The 21288-nt window shown below is 55.1% G+C and carries 16 protein-coding genes; 9 read left to right on the forward strand and 7 right to left on the reverse strand.

The features are described from left to right. Nucleotides 1-230 precede the first annotated feature (230 nt). A complete protein-coding gene (locus tag K3762_RS06190) occupies nt 231-734 on the forward strand; it encodes a hypothetical protein (RefSeq protein WP_260012343.1) in 504 nt (167 codons plus the stop codon). Next, complete coding sequence (locus K3762_RS06195) at nt 721-1620, forward strand: MBL fold metallo-hydrolase (protein ID WP_260012345.1); 900 nt, start codon at nt 721-723, stop codon at nt 1618-1620. Before K3762_RS06190 ends, K3762_RS06195 begins: the two co-directional genes overlap by 14 nt. On the opposite strand, the gene K3762_RS06200 is transcribed toward K3762_RS06195, so the two are convergent. Then, entirely contained in the window at nt 1589-1801 is a 213-nt protein-coding gene (locus K3762_RS06200) for a hypothetical protein (RefSeq protein WP_260012347.1), read from the reverse strand. The two genes, K3762_RS06195 and K3762_RS06200, sit on opposite strands and share 32 nt — an antisense overlap. A 176-nt stretch (nt 1802-1977) precedes the next feature. Between K3762_RS06200 and K3762_RS06205 the strand changes: the two genes are divergently transcribed. The 3 genes from K3762_RS06205 to K3762_RS06215 are packed head-to-tail and all read left to right on the forward strand — an operon-like array spanning nt 1978 to nt 8540. Next, nucleotides 1978-4074, forward strand: coding sequence for a type I restriction-modification system subunit M (locus tag K3762_RS06205; RefSeq protein WP_260012350.1), 2097 nt, complete (start codon nt 1978-1980; stop codon nt 4072-4074). Then, entirely contained in the window at nt 4071-5294 is a 1224-nt protein-coding gene (locus K3762_RS06210; protein ID WP_260012353.1) for a restriction endonuclease subunit S, read from the forward strand. Before K3762_RS06205 ends, K3762_RS06210 begins: the two co-directional genes overlap by 4 nt. A 9-nt stretch (nt 5295-5303) precedes the next feature. Then, on the forward strand, nt 5304-8540 hold the full coding sequence (locus K3762_RS06215; protein ID WP_260012362.1) for a type I restriction endonuclease subunit R: 3237 nt from the start codon (nt 5304-5306) through the stop codon (nt 8538-8540). A gap of 296 nt (nt 8541-8836) precedes the next feature. On the opposite strand, the gene K3762_RS06220 is transcribed toward K3762_RS06215, so the two are convergent. From K3762_RS06220 to K3762_RS06230, 3 genes are read right to left on the reverse strand one after another with little or no spacing between them, the layout of a single operon-like run. Then, nucleotides 8837-10141, reverse strand: coding sequence for a hypothetical protein (locus K3762_RS06220; RefSeq protein ID WP_260012364.1), 1305 nt, complete (start codon nt 10139-10141; stop codon nt 8837-8839). 33 nt (nt 10142-10174) lie between these two features. Then, nucleotides 10175-12259 (reverse strand): site-specific integrase, encoded by a 2085-nt coding sequence (locus K3762_RS06225; protein ID WP_260012367.1) that lies wholly within the window; start codon nt 12257-12259, stop codon nt 10175-10177. Beyond that, on the reverse strand, nt 12256-12513 hold the full coding sequence (locus K3762_RS06230; RefSeq protein WP_260012369.1) for a helix-turn-helix domain-containing protein: 258 nt from the start codon (nt 12511-12513) through the stop codon (nt 12256-12258). The genes K3762_RS06225 and K3762_RS06230 overlap by 4 nt, the downstream gene beginning before the upstream one ends. Nucleotides 12514-12773: 260 nt before the next feature. Here K3762_RS06230 and K3762_RS06235 point away from each other — a divergent pair, with 260 nt between their 5' ends. The 4 genes from K3762_RS06235 to K3762_RS06250 all read left to right on the forward strand — a co-directional run bounded on the left by K3762_RS06235 (nt 12774) and on the right by K3762_RS06250 (nt 17435). Next, nucleotides 12774-14945 carry a hypothetical protein gene (locus K3762_RS06235; protein WP_260012377.1) on the forward strand — a complete coding sequence of 724 codons (2172 nt, stop codon included), beginning with the start codon at nt 12774-12776 and terminating at the stop codon, nt 14943-14945. Between the two features lie 63 nt (nt 14946-15008). Further along, nucleotides 15009-15464 carry a hypothetical protein gene (locus K3762_RS06240; protein WP_260012380.1) on the forward strand — a complete coding sequence of 152 codons (456 nt, stop codon included), beginning with the start codon at nt 15009-15011 and terminating at the stop codon, nt 15462-15464. 184 nt (nt 15465-15648) lie between these two features. After that, a complete protein-coding gene (locus tag K3762_RS06245) occupies nt 15649-16689 on the forward strand; it encodes a ParB N-terminal domain-containing protein (protein WP_260012795.1) in 1041 nt (346 codons plus the stop codon). 191 nt (nt 16690-16880) lie between these two features. Continuing rightward, nucleotides 16881-17435: a hypothetical protein gene (locus K3762_RS06250; protein WP_260012382.1), complete on the forward strand. Its 555-nt coding sequence runs from the start codon at nt 16881-16883 to the stop codon at nt 17433-17435. A 160-nt stretch (nt 17436-17595) separates the two neighbouring features. Here the strand turns inward: K3762_RS06250 and K3762_RS06255 are convergent, their stop codons facing one another. The 3 genes from K3762_RS06255 to K3762_RS06265 all read right to left on the reverse strand — a co-directional run bounded on the left by K3762_RS06255 (nt 17596) and on the right by K3762_RS06265 (nt 21254). After that, the gene (locus tag K3762_RS06255; protein ID WP_260012385.1) at nt 17596-17922 is read right to left on the reverse strand and encodes a transposase; all 327 of its coding nucleotides are present in this window, start codon (nt 17920-17922) and stop codon (nt 17596-17598) included. An 846-nt stretch (nt 17923-18768) separates the two neighbouring features. Next, complete coding sequence (gene cydB / locus K3762_RS06260) at nt 18769-19800, reverse strand: cytochrome d ubiquinol oxidase subunit II (protein WP_260012388.1); 1032 nt, start codon at nt 19798-19800, stop codon at nt 18769-18771. A 5-nt stretch (nt 19801-19805) separates the two neighbouring features. Then, entirely contained in the window at nt 19806-21254 is a 1449-nt protein-coding gene (locus K3762_RS06265; RefSeq protein WP_260012391.1) for a cytochrome ubiquinol oxidase subunit I, read from the reverse strand. Between the last annotated feature and the right edge of the window lie 34 nt (nt 21255-21288).

The following is a 21288-nucleotide window of genomic DNA, read 5'->3' on the forward strand; positions in this document are numbered from 1 at the left end:
CAATACTGCTGGGTGGCCAAGAGCTCCGGCAGGTTTTTTCCCGTGAAGGCTACTGAACTTGAAAATCGAATAGGAATTCGTAATTGTCAGAAGTAACAGAATGTTAGACGCTTATTGTCCGACATCTGTCGATCGAGAATATTAGAGGAGTAAAAAAGGCTTAGTCGATTTCCAAGGCCAACCCATGCTCTGCTGTATCACTTGGAGCCATTGATGAAGTGAGTCGAACCATGAGCGAAATCCTAAACAAGATTTCATCCTATAATATTTTTAACTATTTGTTTCCCGGTGCAATTTTTTCTATCCTTGCTGAACGCTTAGGCTTGCTTGACGCACCGCACGAGATCATTGAGAAGCTGATATGGTTTTACTTTGTCGGCATGGTGCTTAGTAGGCTTGGATCGATTGCCGTCGAGCCGTTGTTGCGTCGCATATCATTTGTTACATACAGCCAGTATCAGGACTACCTCTTAGCCTGCGAGGCAGATCCTAAAATTGAAGTAATGGTCGAATCGTCCAATACTTATAGAACGATAGCGACAGCGTTTCTTATCCTTCTTGCGGGTTCCGCTTTTCCATTTGTATTCGATCTCAGCGGATCAGAACGCGATTGGCAGACGGTAATTTCGCTTTCTATTCTAATGGCCATATTCATGGTTTCATTCCGAAAACAGGCTAAATACATTTCCCAAAGAGTTGATTTTTGCAAGAGGAATTTAGATGACCATCATTAAGAGCATGTCTGTGGGGGACGGAGATCTCTGTTATGTATATCACAACAGCAATAGTTTCACTATAATAGACTGCAACCTCACTGGCGAGCGAGATGACGAAATTATTCGCGAGCTAAAAGAAAAGTCTGCGAACAAAAGCGTCAAACGGTTCATTTCGACACACCCCGATCAAGATCACATTTCAGGGATCGAAAAGCTCGACGCACATGGACTGATAAACAACTTCTATGTCGTCGCGAATAACGCTCATAAAGAAGAACGCACTGTCTCATTCAACCACTATTGCGATCTTCGAGATGGCGGCAAAGCCTTCTATCTTTTCAAGAACTGCAAAAGGAAATGGATGAACCAAGGAGACGATACCCGTGGCCCGGCGGGAATATCGATCCTTTGGCCGGACACTGAAAATCCATATTTTCGGAATGCGCTAAGCGAGTGTAATCGCGGTATCAGCTACAACAATACTTCTGCCGTATTGCGTTACTCCCTGCAAGGCGGGGCTACCGTCATGTGGCTCGGAGACCTCGAGACGAGCTTTATGGAAAGCATTGAGGACAGCATAACACTGGAGAAGACCACAGTGGTTTTTGCGGCCCACCATGGTCGAAAATCTGGTAAAATACCTGATTCTTGGTTGAGAAAACTTGATCCCCAGATAATCGTAATCGGAGAAGCCCCTTCACGACATCTCGACTATTACACCGGATATGATAAAATTACTCAGAACAAAGCTGGCGATATAACGATGGAGTTGATAGACAACGAAATTCATTTTTACTCCTCTAAACCGGGATATAGGCATCGCAACCTTCCTAATAGAGGAAAGGCCAGCTTTCCAAACTATATTGGAAGTCTTACAGTTGAGACGGAATACACCTTAGGCTGAATTCCTGTTCAGTAGTTAGCACGATGCGACCTTCCGGCAGCAAATCTTTGATCAAGACGAAATGTGCAGAATTGGTGTAGATGTCGCGCGTAGTCATTCCTTTGAAAGAACCAAGCGCCGGCTCTGCGTCGGCAGCGAACCCGAACCAGTCCTCGGCGATCACGCGAACGTCTTCGATCATGCCATCGACCTGATTGATTGATGGTGGGCGGCTCGCCCCGCACACTACTTCGAGATACACCCGGCTGGGCCGTTAGGCGCGGCGCTCTAACCTGCTGGTTCGCAAGGCCACTGGTTCAGTCGAAATCCGTGAAGTAGGATGCGGGCAAATTCTAAAGAACAATTGCGAGGCAGAGCTTGGAACATATCGGTAAACTGGAACAGCGCCTCTGGGGTGCGGCGGACTCCCTTCGGGCTAACTCGAACTTCGCCAGCAACGAGTATTTTATGCCCGTCATGGGCTTGATCTTCCTGCGCCACGCCTACTCGCGGTTCTTGAAAGTCCGTGACGAGATCATCCCCACTCTGCCATCGCGTGGAGGCAGAACACGCCCGCTGACCAAGGAGGACTTCTCGGCCAGGTCGTCCATCTTCCTGCGAGACAACGCACAGTTCGACTACCTCGTCAGCCTTCCTGAAGGCGAGGCGGCATCCACCGCCGTCATCACAGCTATGAAATCCATCGAGGAAGACTATTCCACCCTCGAAAGCCTCTTGCCGAAACAGGAATACGCCGAGCTTGACGAAGACGCCCTGCGCCAGGTCCTGCGGATCTTCAACGATCCGGCCTTGCAGAAGGCCGATGGCGATGTCTTCGGCCGTATCTACGAATACTTCCTGACCCAGTTCGCCGATCAGAAGGCGCACGACAACGGTGAATTCTTCACGCCGATCAGCATCGTCGAGACCATCGTTAACATCATCGAGCCCACACGCGGCAAGGTCATCGACCCCGCCTGCGGATCGGGGGGAATGTTCGTGCAATCCGCACATTTCGTCGAAGCGATGAAGGCCAACCCGAACGAGCGCTTGACCTTCTACGGGATGGAAAAGAACCCGACGACGTTACGCCTCGCTAAGATGAACTTGGCGGTCCACGGGCTTGAGGGCGACATCCAGAAGGCCATCAGTTACTACGAAGACCCGCACGACGCCCATGCACCCTTCGACTACGTCATGGCCAATCCGCCCTTCAATGTGGACGAGATCGATGCCGAGAAGATGAAGGATGACAAACGCCTCTCCTTCGGCCTGCCCGGCGTAAACAAGGGCGGCAAAGTGTCGAACGGCAACTACGTCTGGATGTCCTTCTTCCATTCCTACCTGTCCGATACCGGCCGTGCGGGCATCGTCATGTCATCCCAGGCGTCGTCTGCGGGCGGGCAAGAGGCAAAGGTCCGCGAGGCGATGGTCAAGACCGGCGACATGGATGTCATGCTCGCGATCCGGGGCAACTTCTTCTACACGCGCACCGTGCCCTGCGAGATCTGGTTCATGGACAAGGGCAAGCCGGAACACCTCCGCGACAAGGTGCTGATGCTTGATGCGCGGCAGGTCTTCCGAAAAGTGACGCGCAAGATCTGCGACTTCTCTCCCGAGCAGGAAAAGAACCTGACGTCCATCGTATGGCTCTACCGTGGGCAGGAAGACCGCTTTGCTGGGCTGGTGCAGGACTACCTGTCCACCGCGCGGGACGAGGCACAGGCAACCGACTTTAACGACCTGCTCGATGTGTTGGGCAAGGCCTGCACGCACTTCGCGGCGCACACTGATGTGGCTGAGCTGAAGACCGGGATCGAGAAGCTGACCGCCGATGCAGAGACCTATGGGGAGGCTGCCACCGCGCTGGCACAGCCTGATGCCTCCATCGACGCGCTGACGGCGGCGTGGACGGCGATGCAGCCGCTGGCGGATCAGGCAAAGACCTTGATCAAGGAAATCGACCACCTGTCAAAGCTTGCCCAGAAGGCGCAGGAGAAGACGTCTGAGATCCTGAAAGCCAAGGTCGAGGCGATCAGAGATGAGGACGCAGCCAAGAAAGCCTTGGCTGCCATGCGCAAGGTTATCTCGGATGGCAAGAAACATCTGACGGCAATTGCCGAGGCGCGTGTGGCGCTCACGGGGGACCCGGAAATTTACCTGACGCCCAGCGGGGCGCTAAAACGCTTCCGGTATTTCGAGGGGCAGGCAGACTGGCTGCTGTCGCGCTTCCCCGAGGGGGAACTGCGTGATGTGGAGGGGTTGGTGAAGCTGGTGGATCAGGCCGAGCTGGCCGAGAACGACTACAGCCTGACACCGGGCCGTTATGTGGGCGTGGCACCCGAAGAGGATGATGAGGATTTCGATTTCGAAGAGACGATCAAGGAAATCCACGACGAACTGGAGACCCTGAATGCCGAGGCGGCGGAATTGGCCGAGACCATCGCGAAGAATATTGCTGAGTTGATAGTATGAGTTGGCAGTCAATCAGGTTCGAAGAGTTGTACGCCGAACCATCTCGAAATGGCGTTTACAAATCCAAGGAATTTCACGGCTCTGGCACCAAAATGGTTAATATGGGGGAGTTGTTCGGGTACGAGTTCATTTCCGACCAAGAAATGAAACGCGTTCAGTTGACGGATGCAGAACTCAAAAAGTCAGGCCTGCAAGAAGGGGACTTGCTGTTCGGTCGCCGCTCGCTTGTCGAAGCGGGCGCAGGCAAATGCAGCCTCGTCACTAACATCCAAGAGCCGACGGCCTTCGAATCCTCGATCATCCGCGTTCGTTTGGACAAAGGCGAAATTCTTCCTCGTTTCCTATACTACTGGTTCCGCTCTCCACTTGGTCGAGGCCGAGTTTATGCAATTGTCAGCGGCGTCAACGTCAAGGGGATTAAGGGGTCAGACCTCAAGAATATTGAAGTTGAGTTCCCTGACCTCCCCACCCAAGAGCGGATTGCGGGGGTTCTTTCGGCCTATGACGACCTGATCGAGAACAACCGGCGGCGGATTGCGTTTTTGGAAAAGGCGGCGCGGCTCTTGTATCGCGAATGGTTCGTCCATTTCCGCTTCCCCGGCTCCGAGACCACCAAGTTCGTCGATGGCCTGCCGGAGGGGTGGGAGCGCCGGAAGGTCATGGAAGTCTCCGAATACTTATCACGTGGCATCACTCCAAAGTACGATCCTGAAGCAAAATGCATAGTCATCAACCAGAAGTGCATTCGGGATAATCGAGTAACACTGCATCTCGCCAGAAAGCAGTCCAAGCTCGTACCAGCTGTAAAACACGTCAGGCGCTTAGATGTTTTGGTAAATTCGACAGGTAAAGGAACGTTGGGCCGCGTTGCACAGTTTCACGCCGAGTGTTCTAACCTGACCGTCGATAGCCATGTTTCGATTGTTCGCGCATCAGAGGCAGTCAACCCGCTCTGGTTCGGCACAACGATGATTGACAAGGAAGCCCTGATCGAAACCCTCGGTAGGGGATCGACCAGCCAGACAGAACTGAGCAAGGAAGATTTGGGGCGAATGGAAATTACTGTTCCACACATAAGCCTGCAAATCCAGTTTGGTGAAAAGGTCGCCGCTTCACGAGCGCAGGTCGAGCAATTGCTTCTTCAAAATGACAAGCTCGCTAAAGCCCGGGACCTTCTCCTTCCGCGTTTAATGGATGGACGCCTTCCCATCCCAGAGTAGTATTTGACCATGAACGATTTTACCGAAGATCTTTTAGTCCAAAAAACCATGGCCGATTATCTGGCCGAAGAACATGGCTGGCGATCCGTCATGGCGTGGAACAGCGAGACCTTCGGCCCCGAGGGCACGCTGGGCCGCAAGTCCGACAAGGACGTGATCCTGACCCGTTACCTGTCCGACGCGCTGGTCACCCTGAACCCCGGCCTGCCGGATGAGGCTTACGCTCAGGCCCTGCGACAGATCACCGAGACCTTCGCCTCTCAATCCCTGCTGAAAACCAATCAGGAGAAATACGAGCTGCTCCGCGATGGCGTGCAGGTCAAATTCCGGCAGGACAATGAGCCCCGCGTCGAACACCTGCGCATCTTTGATTTCGACATGCCCGAGAACAATGACTTCCTCTGCGTGCGCGAGATGTGGGTGCGCGGCTACGCCCACCGTCGGCGTGCCGACATTGTGGGCTTTGTAAACGGGCTGCCCCTAATGTTCTGCGAGCTCAAGCGCCCCGACAAGGATCTGCGCCGCGCCTATGCCGAGAACTTGAGCGACTACAAGGACACGGTCCCGCATCTATTCCACTTCAACGCCTTCGTCCTCCTGGGGAATGGCGAAGAGGGGCGGATGGGGTCGATCAGCGCGGATTACGAGCATTTCGCGGAATGGCTGAAGCTGGATGAAGGCGACCGGCGCGATGCGCGCCTGCCCATGGAAGCGCTTCTGAAGATCGTCTGCGACAAGCGGCGGTTCATGGACCTCTTTGAGAACTTCATCCTGTTCGCAGACACCGCCAACGGGCTGGCCAAGATCATCGCCAAAAACCACCAGTATTTGGGCGTGAATCGGGCCGTGGAGGCGGTGGAGCGCCGCGAGGATCTGGAGCGCAAGCTGGGCGTTTTCTGGCACACTCAAGGCTCGGGTAAGTCATTTTCCATGGCGCTGTTCACGCAGAAGGTTCACCGCAGGCTGGGTGGCGATTTCACCTTTCTGATCCTGACCGACCGCACCGATCTGGATAACCAGATCTACAAGACCTTCGCCTCGGTTGGGCTGGCCAATAATGACAAGGATGCCTGTCGCGCGTCCTCAGCAAAAAACCTGCGCGAGTTGCTGGGGCAGCAGAAGAAGGTCGTCTTCACGATGATCCAGAAATTCACCGATAATGAGGCCGGAAACGGAATCTATTCGACCAGTGACAAGCTAATCGTGGTAACAGACGAAGCGCACCGAACCCAATACGGGATGCTGGCGCTGAATATGCGGAAGGGGCTGCCGAACGCGAGTTTCATAGGCTTCACCGGAACGCCCCTATTCTCCAACGATCAGATCACGAAGCAGGTGTTCGGGGGCTATCTGTCCACTTATGACTTCCAGGATGCCATTGAGGACGGAGCGACCCTGCCGCTGTTCTACGATGCCCGAGGCGACAAGCTGAAGATCGCAGGGACGGCCCTGAATGAGCGGCTGGCAGAGGCATTGGCAGAGGCGGACGTCGATGACCCTGATGTTGCCGCCAAGCTGTCGGATGACCTGAAGCGCGAATACCATGTTATTACCGCCGAACCGCGCCTCAAGCATATTGCCAAGGATTTCGCTTGGCACTTCTCGACCAACTGGGAGAGCGGCAAGGCGATGTATGTTGCCATCGACAAGGTCACTGCCGTTCGAATGTTCAACTATATCCGAGCAGAATGGGACGATCGCATTGCGGCTTTGGAAGCCGAACTTAGCACCATCGCCGATGACCAGGAACGGATTCATCGCGAAGGCCGGATAGCGTGGATGCGCGAAACCGAGATGGCCGTCGTGGTCAGCGACGAGCAGAACGAGGTCAAAAAGTTCAAGGACTGGGGCCTTGATATAATCCCACATCGGAAGCGGATGAAGGATGGCTTCACCATCAAGGAAAAGGTCGGCGGTCGCGAAGTCGAAAAGCGGCTGGATGTCGAAACGGCATTCAAAAGCGAAGATCATCCTTTCCGTATCGTCATTGTCTGCGCGATGTGGCTGACGGGCTTCGACGTTCCGTCTCTATCCACCCTGTATCTCGACAAGCCGTTGCAGGCTCACACGCTCATGCAGGCGATTGCCCGCGCCAACCGCGTGAAGGAAGGCAAGAACAACGGTCTTATCGTCGACTACTGCGGTATCCTGAAGAACCTGCGGAAGGCTCTCGCTACCTTCGCTGGCCACAGCGGCGGCGGAACGCTGGGAGGCCCAGGCGAACCGGGGCCAGAGGTTGATCCGGTCAATCCAGAAGAAAAGCTGCGCGGTGAGCTGACTGATGTCATCGCGTTGGTCGGGGAGCGATTGAAGAACGGCGGATTCGAGTTGGATCGTCTGCAGGAGGCCGAAGGCTTCAGCAAACTGAAAGCATTAAAGGACGCCAAGGAGACAATTAACCAGAACGACGAGTCTCGGAAAGGATTCGAGATCGCCGCGCGGGCCGTATTCAGAAAATACAAGGCTTGCCTAACGTTCGGTTGGGTGGAGGATTTCAAGGGCTCCTATCAAGCAATCAATTACATCTACAGCTCGTTGCAAGATGACAAAGCAGACGCGGGCACGGCCGCCATCATTCAAAAGCTCAATGCTATTGTAGCCGACGCAATTCAGATAACCCCCGACGCAGAAGGCGACCGCGTCTTTGATATATCCAAGGTAAATTTCGATATCTTGCGCAGGGAGTTCGCTAAGAGCGACAAGAAGGCCACTGATACCCAGGACCTGCGCGAAGTCGTCCAGAGTCGGTTGGCTAAGATGCTGGCGGCAAATCCGACATTGACCAACTTTGAGGATCGCTTTGACAAGGTCATCAAGGATTACAACAAAGAGAAGGACAAGAACACGATCGAGGCAACCTTCGAAGCGCTCATGCGCCTTGCTGCGGAGATGGAAGCCGAAACACGAGCACATGTTGCCTTGGGTCTATCTGCCGAGCAAAAGCCGATCTTTGACCTTCTTTTCCGGGAAGATCTGTCAAAGGAGGAAATCAGTCAGATCAAGTCGACTTCGCTCGCTGTTCTAACTGTGCTCGAGAAGCGCATGGAGCAAGTTCACGACATCTTTGATAAGCAATCGACGCGGGCGGCGCTTCGGCAGGATATCTACGATTTGCTTTATGATGAAAATACAGGCTTGCCTGCTTCGAAGTATGACGAAGATGAGCTGGGCACGCGAACGGATGGCATTTTTGGTTTCTTTGAAAAGAGATATCACCAAGACATATTATACAGTCGGTGGGCTTGAAACTGTGCCGGCATGGTTGTCCAAGTTCTCATACCTCTCGCGAGTAAAGCTCGTCGACGCTTCCGATGGTGAGGCGGAAGAGAGATACACCCATTTTGAGTTTTTTGTTTGCGAGTGTTGAGGGCATTCTGAGAGATGCCTGGCAGAGTTCGGAAGTTTCGGCGAGCACTGGATCTTGTTGAAAACGCCCGGCGTCCATCCCGTGCGGATGATGGTTCGGCGTTTTCAACACCCTTCGGAAATAACGGAATTTCCGGCGAAAGACAGCGGTATGCGCCGTCGCTGCCGCCTTGTCGTCACAGATCAAGCTCGACTTCAAAGCTACGTTGTCGCTCGACCATGTCAACGAATTCCTGAGCGGACGCGAGACCTGTGGAGTGATCGTAGTGCCGCTGGGCCGTTTGCTCGTCGCGCTGGCCGAGCAAGGCCGTGGCGGCACGCCCACCCGATACGAGGTGCTCGCTGGCTTCAGTGGCGACATTGTCGCGCAATCGGTGGACTGAGACACGCACACCGAAAGCGCGCTCTGTCAAATCGCCTGTAAGCCGACCGATCTGAGCCTCGCTGATTGCTGCGCCACGCGCGTGCATGGACGGAAATAGAGAGGCTCCATCGTCAAACAGTGGGCGATAGGAATGCCTGTATTCCTCCAGTGCAGAAGCGAGCTTTTGACTGGATAGGGTCCGGTCAAACGGAGCTCCCGCTTTCTGACCCTCAGGCAATTTCAGCATGCGGGCCGGGAGGTGAATGTGCACCATTCCCTCATATGGAATGTCGATGGTCCGGCCGAACGCAAGCGCAGACAGTGCCCGGGCGCGTTGTGGCAGTGCTACCGCGACACTCAGAAGAATGCCGTTCCGAAAATCCTTCGCGGCATGCAGGCCGCGAAGACGCCGAGACCGGGCTTGCTGCATAAGGTCGAAGCCAAGATCATAGATCCGCGAAGCACCAACAAGTTGGGCGCCTGTTTTCGTCGTGGAGCCGGCTTCTGCCGCGCGTTCACGCCAATCGCAGGCCACAAACTCGCAGGCTTGCGAGGAGAACCCCGGCATGACGAGCTTGATCCCTGTAAGTGTGCGGCTGATGTAATCTGACGCCGTTCTTACCGAAGACTTCTGAGTCACTACCCTTGCGTAGCCCTCGAGCGTTCCACCGGTTGGCGACATCGGAAGATCCTGCGCTCTGCAATACGTAACCCATCCGCTCAACGCGCGAATGACGTTCTGTGTATGCGCGGCACTCCAGAGAACCTGTCCCTTCTTGCGGACGCCAGCTTCGGAAACCTCGATCCGTTCAGCGAGGATTAGTTGCCATTGATCGGGAAGGTCGGAAAGGCGCATTCTTGCCGTTTGCCATGAGGTCCGACGAGGCGACTTTGGGGTCACCCGCGCTTCGCGCAGAACATTGGCAAAATGGGCGCAGCGTTCAGCGCCCCAGACCTCAGCCGCCACCTGTTGGACGTAGGCAAACTCCATCAATGCAGGCGCTCCGATCTGTTGCAGCCTGCCGCTGAGATGGCACTTGAGGTCATCCTGCCCCGGAGGGGAGGAACCGGGGCCGGCGCAGCGAATACGGGCCAATAGAGCGAGGTGTTGATTCATGTCTTGAAGCTTTCCTTTGGTTGCCTCGCGCCCTCAGGCGGCGGGGCGTCTGTCCAGTCGCGCGAGCCACTCGTCAAAAACGAGGCTCTCGTCGAGCTCGGCATAGTGATTGATTGTCGTCTGCAATTTCTTATGCCCAAGCAGGCGTTGCACCTTTGGCAAGTTATCGAGGCTGTCTTTCAGCCAGATCCAGCCGATCAGGTGGCGATAGAGATGCGGATTGATGCGAACGCCGACTTTTTGGTGCAACCTCTTTGTCACCCGATGCAGAAGGCCTGAGTAGTAGCCATTAGCGTTCGTCTTTCCCTGTCCGGGAAAGAGATATGGGTTTTCCTTCTGGAATGGTGCCAGCATCGTTGGGCGCACGATCTCTAAATACGTTTTCAGGAGTCTGCTCGCCGTCGTGCCCAGCTGAACTGTCAAATCAGCATCACCTGCACTCCGCATCTTCACTTCCGAAGCGGGCACTACGATACGAGCGCGGCCATCGGACCACGCGATCCAATCGAGACGCGCACGCAGAACATTGGCACTGCGAGGGGCTCTTGCCAGCAAGATATCGTGGGCCAAGGTGGCCATGATATCTCGACCGAGGTCAGGGTCGAGCACCTCGTCAGGCGGTGGGAGCATTCCGTTCTTTTTCTCGCAGGCTTTACGCTTCGCCTTGATCGATGCGTCTATGTCCGCAAGCAGCATCGCGCTCAGGTCGATGGTCTGCTGAATGCGGACGTCACTAAACAGCCTGAGCTTGGACATGTTCCGCGGTGCGATGCCCTGATAGTTCACCTTATGCAGCGCGATCGTATCATCGAGTTCACGGAGGTCCTCCGGCGGCCGGTTCAAATAGTCCCGGGCGATCTTGCGCGCCGTCTTGAGAACGCTTGTAACGTAAGCACTCGGAAAATCGCCTTGGTTGACTTCGCTAAGGGTCTCCGCCGCGACGTCGAGGAATTCCGGATCGGTGAGTTCTTCGATGGTCTCGGGCACGACGTCCGCCGACGAAGCAACAGCTTTAGCCAGCGACTTAATGTATCCGCGCCGTGTCTTTAAGGTTTCGGCTTTCCAAGTATGCTTGCCGACCAGGAAACCTGCTTGGCGCAACAACTCCGACCGGCTTGGGGCGTCCTGTTTAGTCGACTGACCGGGCCTTCCGGCTTTCTCCTGCCGTTTGGCGCGCAACTTAGCCTTCTTGTCGCTGATTTCGCCGGTAGCCTCTTGTTGATCCATCAGCGCAATGAACTCGGCCCGGGACAGTCCATCACGTGAGGCCTTCCCCTGTGCCCAGGGAGCCACTTTGGTGTCGAATTCTTCCATTAGCGGCGCAAGTATCGCGTCATCGACACCGAATTTGTCCCGTGCGTCGTCAAAGGGGTGGCAAGCGGTCGCAAAGTCGAGGTGCGTGAACTTTGGTTCAGATGCGAGGTGGCTCAGCAGCGTTGAAATCTCGCGAACCTGCTTTTCGCACCGTGCAGCGCTCTTTGAGGATGTCTCGACACGGTAGTTGTAAAAAGCCGCGAGGGTCGCGGTGGTGATCTCGTCCGGAGCAATTCCCTCGTCGTGGAGAAAGACGAAAAACGGCCCGCAGGCGTATTTTGCCGAGCATGGGAGTTCACTATCTTGAATGGCTTTATAAGCTCTTTGATAGTGCCCGGCTATATCATTGATAGAGCGCTTGCGCTCCCGAGGCTGGTCGCGCCCAGCGGTGTTTACCAGTGCCGAGCGGTAGGTTGCATAGCTTCCCTTGCTCAGGCTGAACCGTGCAGGCTCATTATTGTCGAAAAAGTCAATTACATCCTGTTTGCAAACTTGTTTCAGTTCGGGGGCCCACCCGGCATTTCGGCACAACCAACGTAGCTTTGAAACGAGACCATTTTTTCCTTGGCGCAGGGCTTTTTCGATCAAATCGGCATAGGTCACACAGGCAATCGCTTGCGCTCCAAACAGATCCAACCCGGTAGCTGCAGTTAGCGCCGAAAGTGTCGAGTGGCGCGGCCGAAGACCGGGAATGTTCAGGATGTCGCTGACGGCTTTCGGGTTCAGCCCGGCACGGAGAGACAACGCGCGCATGCTTTCGCCACTGGTTTCCAGGTAATCGCGTAGGGTTTGGTCAAGTGTCATGGAGTTTCCTTTTCAGATCGGAGGGGGATTTCGAGTTCGAGGTCCGGCCTCACAGGGGTAGGCCGGACTCGAAGTTCGAAGATCGCCAGCCACTCGTCCTTGATCGTCCAAGATTTGCCGAGCTTCGCGGCTTGAAGCCTCACAAGACCTTCTGGTGTCGGGCAGCCGTGGTTGATCCAGTCCCGGATCGTATGAGGATCTCGGTTAAAGATTTCCGCAACTTCGTTGGCGGTGTAATAGACAGGCTTTTTCATGATGTTCCTCCATTGGGTTACGGAGGAAATAGGTTCCGGACGGCTTTCTCGGAAATTTCCGGAACAATAAAATTGGACCTCTGATCGCACAAAATGGACCGCAGATCAGGGCGCTTCGTCGACCCCTGGAAAGGAAAAGTGTCAAACCGGTAAGAGGTATCTACTACCGGAATGACACCTTTTTTTCCGAAACCAACCAATTTCTTCTCGGTCTTCCGAACCGGACTCATCTCCCTCCTGAACAAAACAGGAAGAGAGCGATGACTTTGGAAAACCGAAACCTGCCGGCCCGTGACAACTCAGGTCGGTTCTGCAATTCCGGCGCCTATCACGTGCCTTATGCATGCCGCCCAACCACCTTCACCCCGGCATCTGATGCGCGCCCAGTGCTAAGGTCGGCTTTGACCCAAGCGAACAGAACTTTGCGTGAGGCGACCGAAGGCGACGGTGTGCCCAGCGTCGTCATTCGGGCCAGCCCCGGGGCCGGAAAGAGCACACTTGAGCGAGAGCTTATGGCCGAACGCGCGGCTGACGGGCAACTTGTTAACGTTGCCTTCCATGTGCCGACACTTGCTTTGGCTGCGGAAGCGACACGCGAAGCGGAGGGCCTTGGCCTGTCTGCCCAAGCCATTCGCGGCAGGTCTGCACTAAGGCCTGACGGAGATGGTCCGATGTGCGCCAAGGCCGAGCTGGTCGAGCAGGCAAGTCGGATTGGGCTCTCCGCAATGGAGCATTTCTGCGAAAGGAAGGCGGAAGATGGCACAATTGAACGATGCCAACACTTCGAGGGATGCGCATATCTCGGGCAATTCAGAGTGGACGCGACCTGCCACTTCCTCGCGACTGCATACTTTGCCTTGCCGAAGCAACCAGGCGTAGACCCGGCACTAAGGGTCGTGGACGAAACCTTCTGGAAGAACTTTCTCTGGATCCGAGACATCGATCCCGTCACCTTCAAGGCACCCCGGACCTATTTTCCGACATCAGTCGCCGCAGATCATGCTCATCTCTTGAAGGCGGCAGCGCAAGTCGTCGGGAAGCTTTGTGCTGGGGAAAGCCCGTTGGCATTGCCTTATTCTGCAAGCGATTTGGAGGCCCTCGCTGAGCTTGAGCGCAAGGACCAGGCACGAGCATCTGACATTCGCCCGGACCAGTGTCTCCTGACCCAGAAAAGAAAACTGGAGAAGGCCGCTCGGGCGCATCGGAAGGTTTCAAGCTTCGCGGCTGTCTGGGAAGTTTTGGCCGAGGCAAAGCGTTTGGGGCTGAGCGAGTGCGAGCGGCTCCGCCTATTTACAAATGGTGACAAGGAGGTTCTGCGCGTGATGCGCAAGCAGCCGCTGCCGCACAAAGAACCGACGCTCGTGCTCGATGCCGACGCGGATGCCGAGATCTTGGCTGCTGTCGGCTGTAATATTCAGGCAGAGCATGAACTGACCCTGCGGCCTCAGGCTCATGTCGTTCAGGTCCATGATCACAAGATGTCCATCACCGCATTACTGGGCAGTAAAAGCCATCGCGACGGGTGCAGAGGGGTAATCGCGAGAGAGGTGCTGCGTGATCGACAAACGAAGAACTCAGGCGTGCTTGTCGGCGCGACTCGAGCGGTTGTGCAGAAATTTTTCGAGGACGCCAAACATGATTTCAGTTCAAAAAGTGAGGCCGAGATCAACCAGATTATGCTTGGCACAAAGCTACATGGGGCACGATGGCTCTGGTTCGGAGGTAGGTCGTTGGGATCGAACCGCTACAAGGACTGCTCCGCAGTGATCGTTCTTGGTCGTCAGGAGTTGCCTGTCTCGACGCTGGAGGATCAGGGGCGCGCACTGTGGGGAGATACACATGGGGAACCGCTGAACTTTGTGGCGCCGGATATGAAGGGAGGGCAATGGCTACCCTTGGTTGAACTGCCATATGAAATGGCAGACGGGAGCGGCATGGCGGTGAAAGTGCCATGTCATCCCGACCCCAGGATACGCCGGGTGCAATTGCAATTACGTGAACTCGCAACGCGCCAATTGGTCGAACGCATCCGACTGGCGCGTGCAGCCTACCGTAAGCGCGTCATTCTGGTTTGCAATATTCCTATTCCAGGCCTTCCCGTAAGTGAGTTGGTCTCGTGGAATGACCTTAAAGGGGACCGGATCGACGCCGCAATTGCTATTTCTTTGGTCGAAAATGGATTTGCTCAGTTCAAACAGAGAGAGATCGTCGAAAACGCCCCTGGAGTGTTCGGAACGATCGATGCGCTCAAGGGAGAACTTGGAGAAAAGAAGTCATCGGCGGCCCTGATCCGACGTTTCAAACGGTTTGCTAAGCCTTTAGGCGGAAAACTTCGTCTAAGGGATTGTAGGCGGCCTCCGCTTGATGCGGCAACCCCCTGGTCGGTCGAACTACTGCTGCCTGAGAATGCGGCTCCAGAGCAGCGCGGGTAACATCCGCGCTGGCAAGATACCGGCCTATCAAACGAAAGATTTTTCGAAACCTACTTCGACCCAATGTCCTGGCCCGAGGAAGAAATCGAAGCAGTTTTGATTGCCTGGGCTGAAGAGGAGGGGGAGCGCCATCGGTCGCTTGACGTTTGGCATCTGAACGATGAGCAGATGGAGACGATCAGAGAGGCTTCTGCCATTGAGCACGAAGCTGCATGTCTGGCGAACGCGATGAGTTACATCACCAATGAAGAAGGTATGGTGCTGATCACCAAGGGCGCTAATTTCGCATGTGATCCTATATGTCGTACGTTGGCGCCGACCAAATGCAGCAGGCAATTGGGGCATCGTTTGTGGGCATGCTTGGAGGGATATCGAGACGGGATGATGTTTTATCAACTCTCGATGGTCTGCTTTGGGAAATGCCGACTGGTCATCGGATGCGGCACAGCATCTGACAACTCACTGCTCATATCGTCCGCTGCCACGGTCATCTGGCAAGAGTTCCTCAAACTGGAATAAACTAAATATTTCGGTTTCATCCGAAAAAGCCAAGATCAGTACTACGGCGATTTTCGCGGCAAAAAAAAGGATAGCTGATGAGTGTCAAATGCGTTTGCATTAAGGGCGGGTACGGTAAGCAGAAGAACACTGCTGTTAGAGATGAGTTCGCCGAATGTGTTAAAATTAGTGAGAAGTTTTCGTGATGATCACCGCTAAAAAACTGAAGTCTCCCAAGATGTCCGGCACTACGACTTCCAGGGATGTTGAGAGTCTTATCAATCAGGGTCGTGCTGAAGGTGAAGACAGGCTCCGGCAAGCCGGCCTTCTACTCGAAGAGATAGACATAGATCAGATCGACGAAGAGCATTTTGTGCGAGACCGGATAGCGCATGATGAAGATGCGTTTCTCGAACTGCGTTCTTCGATCTATGCAAGCGGGCAAAAGACGCCAATTGAAGTAACCGTAATCAGCGATCCTGACGAGCCGCTTCGCTACGGGCTGGTGTCTGGTTGGCGCCGTTTGCGTGCGATCCGAGAGATATTCTGCGAAACAAGAGACCCGGGATTTGCGACGATCAATGCGCGCGTTTTGCAGCATGATGTTAGCTCAGCGCTGGTCGCGCTGGCGATTGAGAACGAAGTACGCAAGGGCATCTCACCGTTCGAAAGGGCGCTTTTTATCCGTCGCACGGTCGAAGCGGGCGCGTTCGCAAGTGTCGATCAGGCCATTCTCAGCATGTACGGACAGGCCAGCGCAGCAAAACAATCAAAGATCCGAACACTGGTGAGGCTCGCCGACTTCATCGGTGCTATCATCATCCATCCTGACTGCATAACTGAACAAATTGGCCTCCGGTTAGTAAAATATTTCGATGCAGGCGCAGGCGATCTCAAGGCGCGTAAAATGCTCGAAGAAGCTTCGGAAAATAGAACTAAGAGCGAAGAGCTGGCACTACTTAGAAAATACCTTTCAGACGCTAAGCCATTATATGATCGCCAAACTGCACATGATCGGAAGGGACGAGGTCGACCGAAGGTCAAACGTTTTGTAGCGCGCCATATGCCCAGCAAGCGCGCGGTTCAATTTGTAGGCGGCAGGTTGCATACACCGTGCTGCCTTATTGCAAGCAGCGATGGGGCATTTCGACTGACATTTGAAGATGGCACGGACCTACCTGAAGAGGTCGCCACCGTCGTACTCGAAGAAATCGCTAAAGCTCTCAGCAAGGGGGCTGCAAAATAGCGGGTAGGGCGCGCTCACCTGCATGGATTTTCGTCGCGAAAATAGAAGAGACTTTGCACAAAGGGAAAAGCAGGTTGTCTGAGGTCAGCGCCTAAGGGGCTAAAAACTCTGAAGACGGACATTTTTTCACCCACTAAAATCAAAATCAAGGCTGTGTTAGAGTGGCCGCCAAGCGGAGGGAGAATGCTGCGATGACACACCCAAAACCGGATGAATCAAACCCAGAGTGGATGGAATGGTTCTACAAAAAAATGGATGACGCCAACTATGAGGAAGAGGCGCTCTGGGAAAGGCGGCGACGCCGTGGGCTTGGGGTTGGTCTCGATGAGAGAGGCAACCTCATTTTTGCGGAAGATGTGCTGCGGGCTGAAATAAATTGCTCTGTCTCGATGATAGATCAGGATGCGGCAGGCATCTTGCTGGGCCTGTCGGAAGCGGATCCTTCCATCATTCTGACGCGTCACGAGATCGAAGAACAGATACTAAGCTTTAACATTGAGGGGCAGGCGGTCTATCCTCGCTTCCAGTTCGACGTGGTTGGACGCCGGGTTTATCCGGCAGTTATCGAGCTTATGAAGATGCGCCCAGACCACTGGGGCGGTCAGACAGCGCTTATACATTGGCTTACCCTGCCTAATCTCAGCTTGAGTGGCGCGCGACCTTGCGATAAGTTGGCGAAGGATGCGAATGCCATTCTGGCCAGCTTTCAGTCCGAAATTTCCGAACCTTTGGCTAATGGTAGTTAGGCACTGTCCTCGTTTGGAAGTTTGGCCGCGTGGGTGAAGGACGTCTCGCCCGTCCGCCGAAGTGGCATTTTATAACTTAATCTGTCTGAAGGGGAAACGCTCACCGGGAGTGTCATAAACTTTGTGTATTTGGTCTGGCCCATGCGGGTTTTAGATACAATCACGCATTGAAGCGATCCTCGAACATTATGGCGAAACGATTGCGAGCCGCAAACCATTCTCGAATATCCCGCCCGCCTTTCTCAAAGTTGCGGATCGCCAAGTAGATCAGCTTCGTGGCTGCGTCTTCGGTCGGGAACGATCCTCCCGTCTTGTTCGATTTGCGGAAAACACGGTTCAAGCTTTCAATTGCGTTGGCGGTGTAGATGATCTTCGGGATGGCGGGATCAAAAGCAAAGAACGGGATCACTTCCTGCCAAGCTCTGGGCCAGGCCGGTGCGATGGAGACATATTTTCCGCCAGCCCATGCTGTAAATGTTGATAACATTTGGCTCCGCCGCGCGTGTGACGGACCCGCTTCGCTTGAACTGAATGCTCCCGTTCGCGCCATGCGCGGCGAAGTTCCGGTTAGAGCCCATTCTGACGAACAGGCAGCTCCATCTCGCAGCCGCAGCAAAATCAGCCGTGAGAGACCGGCCCAGACCCGCCATTCACAATAGGGTCGGACGCTGCGGCGCAGTCCCCAGACCAGACATTCGTGAATCCAGCAGAATTTCGTGGTGCCGAATGGCTTCAAAGCGGACAGTACCTTGACCGGTTTGGTTTCCCCCCTCCCAGCAGCTACATCGGATTTTGATCAATCGCTGCACCCGTGAAGACTTTGGAGTAGATCAGGTATAGCGGATATTCAGGCACTAATAGACATCGAATTTCTCCGCACTGTCGCAACGCAGCTTCGGACTATTTCATAAAATTCATGTTGTGTGATCCGACCTACCCCAAGCAGCGGGCAAAGGCCGGATCGAGGTCAAGACGCTTCTGACCAACAACTTTGCGCTTCTATCTACAGTCGTTAGTGGCTCAATTGTAGTAGACCAGTACGCTAAAATTAGATTGCAAAGGCGGCCTCCAGCCTTCGGACGTTTCGTAATCCAGTGAGCTCCTGCTCCGCTCTTGGCGTTAAAATTTACCCCATGGCAGCACCAACATCATCAGGGTCACGGAAGGGAGTATCCCAACCGAATGTATCCATTCTTCTTTCGATACGCCGTTTGAGCACCAAATCATCAAATTACGAGGCGGATTGCTAAAGCGACCATTGCCAGCAGGGTAACGCTGGCAACCCACAAGCCGATGAACCAGAGCCAGCGCGTGTATCTGGATCCCTTAACCATCAATGGTAACCTGCCTCAGGATCAACCTTACCCCGGAACACCCAGTAAGCGTAGGCCGTGTAGGCAAGGATGATTGGGATCAAGATACCCGCGCCGATGATCATAAAGAGTTGAGCTCTGTAAGGGGCGGCCGCTTCCCAAAGTGTGACTTCCGTCGGAACGATATAAGGGAACATGCAGATTCCGAGCCCCGCGAAGCACAGGCCGAACATCGCCAATGCCAGTATGAAGGGCCAATAGTCGTGGCGGTGAATGTGAAGAGCCCGGAACATCAAAAATGCGAGGAAGAGGACTGCAGCGCCTACCATCACGGCCAGCAAGATGCGGGTGCCAGCGAACCAGCGCACAAAGTATCCTTCCTGCAAGAACGGAGTCCAAAGACTTACAACGCCGATGAACCCCACCGTCCCCACGCCCAAGATCCAAGCCCGGCTACGCATGCGATCCTGAAGCTCGCCATCAGTTTTCATAATGAGCCAAGTCGCTCCGAGAAGCATGTAGCCGACCATGACGGCGAAACCGACGGTCACTGAGAATGGGGTTAGCCAGTCCCACCAACCGCCCGAATAGGCACGAGCGGCTTTGTCAATAGTTATGCCTTGCAGCAGCCCGCCGAGTGCGATTCCTTGGCTGAGCGCGGCCACCGCGGAGCCTCCTATGAAGGCAACGTCCCAGACACCGCGCCAACGCTCAGTGCGCCAGCGAAACTCGAAGGCGACCCCTCGAAATATGAGCGCCAACAGCATAGCGATAATCGGTACATAGAGCGCCGGTAGGATTAACGCGTAGGCCAGCGGGAAGGCTGCAAAGAGTCCTCCGCCACCAAGGACAAGCCAAGTTTCGTTCCCGTCCCACACAGGGGCAACCGAGTTCATCATTACGTCGCGATGCTGTCGCTCGGGCTCTACGGCGAAGAGCATCCCGAGCCCGAGGTCAAACCCGTCAAGGATCACGTAGATGAGCACGGCGAGGGCAATCAGAAAGCCCCAGACAAAGGTGAGGTCGAATGCGACCCCTTCTACGATCGGCATTAGTCTTACTCCCCCTGATGAGCGGCTTCTGGACGCCGCATAGCTTCCTCGATGGCCGGTGTGATCCCGGCCGTACGAATGGGTCCCTTGGTGGCATCCTTCAGACGCGGTTCGTCGAAGACGGGCGGACGGCTCATCAGACGTAGGATGTAGAACGTGCCTGCGCCGAATACGGCGAAGTAGACCACAATAAAGGCGACGAGCGAGGTGCCGACGGCCGCTGCGTCGAGCGGCGCCGCGCTCTGAGCGGTTCGTAGCATACCGTATACCGTATAAGGCTGACGTCCGACCTCTGTGGTGATCCATCCGGCCAAGACCGCGATCAACCCTGAGGGCGCCATGGCCAGTGCTGCACGGTGCAGCCATGGCGCATCGAAAAGACGACCTCGCCAGCGTGCCCAGAGCGACCATGCCCCGATGCCCAGCATGGCAAAGCCCAAAGCGACCATGACACGGAAGGACCAGAAGACAATGCCCACGGGGGGCTGCTCGTCGTCGGGGATCGTGTCGAGTCCAGCGAGTGGGGCGTTAAGATCGTGCTTGAGGATCAACGACGACAATCTTGGGATGCCGACCGCGTAGTCGAGGGATTGCGTTTCGTCGTTGGGGATCCCGAACAGATAAAGCGGCGCGCCCTCCGGGTGACTCGCGTAGTGGCCCTCCATGGCCATGACCTTGGCGGGCTGGTGTTCCAGCGTGTTGATTCCGTGGAGGTCCCCGAGGAAGATCTGGATCGGGGCCACGATGGCTGCCATCCACATCGCCATGGAGAACATTGTTCTCGTGGCTTCGGACGCCGCCTCGCCCCGCCTCCTGCGACGCAACAGGTGGAAGGCCGCCACGCCACCCACGATGAACGCTGTCGTCAAGTAGGCGGCCGTCACTGTATGCATGAGTCTATAGGGAAACGAGGGGTTGAAAATGATCTCCCAGTAGTTCTCAGGCAGAAACTGACCCGTGTCCGGGTCGATGGAGAAGCCTGCAGGCGTCTGCATCCAGCTGTTAACACTGAGAATCCAGAAGGCCGAGAAGAACGTACCGAAGGCCACGGCTGCCGTGGCAGCCATATGCAAGCCCGATCCCACGCGCTCACGCCCGAAGAGCATGATCCCAAGGAAGCCCGCCTCCAAGAAGAAGGCCGAGAGCACTTCATAGGCCATCGGTGCGCCGATCACCGGCCCGGCCTTGTCGGAGAACACCGACCAGTTTGTGCCGAACTGGTAGGACATCACGATGCCCGATACGACGCCCATAGCAAAGGCCAGCGCGAAGATCTTAACCCAGTAACGGAAGAGATCGAGATACTTGTGGTCTTTCGTCCAGAGCCACAGCCCGTTGAGCACCGCGAGGTAGCTCGCGAGGCCGATGGTGAAGGCCGGGAAGAGAAAGTGGAAGCTCACCGTGAAGGCAAACTGAATACGGGCCAAGAGGACTGCGTCGAAAGAGGCGAGCATTAGGTGGTGTCTCCGTGGTGGCGGTAGTACGGGC

Source organism: Sulfitobacter sp. W074, assembly GCF_025142275.1.
In the GTDB taxonomy this organism is placed as follows: Bacteria; Pseudomonadota; Alphaproteobacteria; order Rhodobacterales; family Rhodobacteraceae; genus Sulfitobacter; species Sulfitobacter profundi.

Excerpts from the sequence above, each read along its gene's own strand:
- K3762_RS06210 (WP_260012353.1), top strand. The coding sequence starts at position 4,071 with ATGAGTTGGCAGTCAATCAGGTTCGAAGAGTTGTACGCCGAACCATCT.
- K3762_RS06240 (WP_260012380.1), top strand. The coding sequence starts at position 15,009 with ATGTCCTGGCCCGAGGAAGAAATCGAAGCAGTTTTGATTGCCTGGGCT.
- cydB (WP_260012388.1), bottom strand. The coding sequence starts at position 19,800 with ATGCCGATCGTAGAAGGGGTCGCATTCGACCTCACCTTTGTCTGGGGC.
- K3762_RS06255 (WP_260012385.1), bottom strand. The coding sequence starts at position 17,922 with ATGTTATCAACATTTACAGCATGGGCTGGCGGAAAATATGTCTCCATC.
- K3762_RS06225 (WP_260012367.1), bottom strand. The coding sequence starts at position 12,259 with ATGACACTTGACCAAACCCTACGCGATTACCTGGAAACCAGTGGCGAA.
- K3762_RS06265 (WP_260012391.1), bottom strand. The coding sequence starts at position 21,254 with ATGCTCGCCTCTTTCGACGCAGTCCTCTTGGCCCGTATTCAGTTTGCC.
- K3762_RS06235 (WP_260012377.1), top strand. The coding sequence starts at position 12,774 with ATGACTTTGGAAAACCGAAACCTGCCGGCCCGTGACAACTCAGGTCGG.
- K3762_RS06245 (WP_260012795.1), top strand. The coding sequence starts at position 15,649 with ATGATCACCGCTAAAAAACTGAAGTCTCCCAAGATGTCCGGCACTACG.
- K3762_RS06190 (WP_260012343.1), top strand. The coding sequence starts at position 231 with ATGAGCGAAATCCTAAACAAGATTTCATCCTATAATATTTTTAACTAT.
- K3762_RS06230 (WP_260012369.1), bottom strand. The coding sequence starts at position 12,513 with ATGAAAAAGCCTGTCTATTACACCGCCAACGAAGTTGCGGAAATCTTT.
- K3762_RS06200 (WP_260012347.1), bottom strand. The coding sequence starts at position 1,801 with ATGATCGAAGACGTTCGCGTGATCGCCGAGGACTGGTTCGGGTTCGCT.
- K3762_RS06215 (WP_260012362.1), top strand. The coding sequence starts at position 5,304 with ATGAACGATTTTACCGAAGATCTTTTAGTCCAAAAAACCATGGCCGAT.
- K3762_RS06220 (WP_260012364.1), bottom strand. The coding sequence starts at position 10,141 with ATGAATCAACACCTCGCTCTATTGGCCCGTATTCGCTGCGCCGGCCCC.
- K3762_RS06250 (WP_260012382.1), top strand. The coding sequence starts at position 16,881 with ATGACACACCCAAAACCGGATGAATCAAACCCAGAGTGGATGGAATGG.
- K3762_RS06195 (WP_260012345.1), top strand. The coding sequence starts at position 721 with ATGACCATCATTAAGAGCATGTCTGTGGGGGACGGAGATCTCTGTTAT.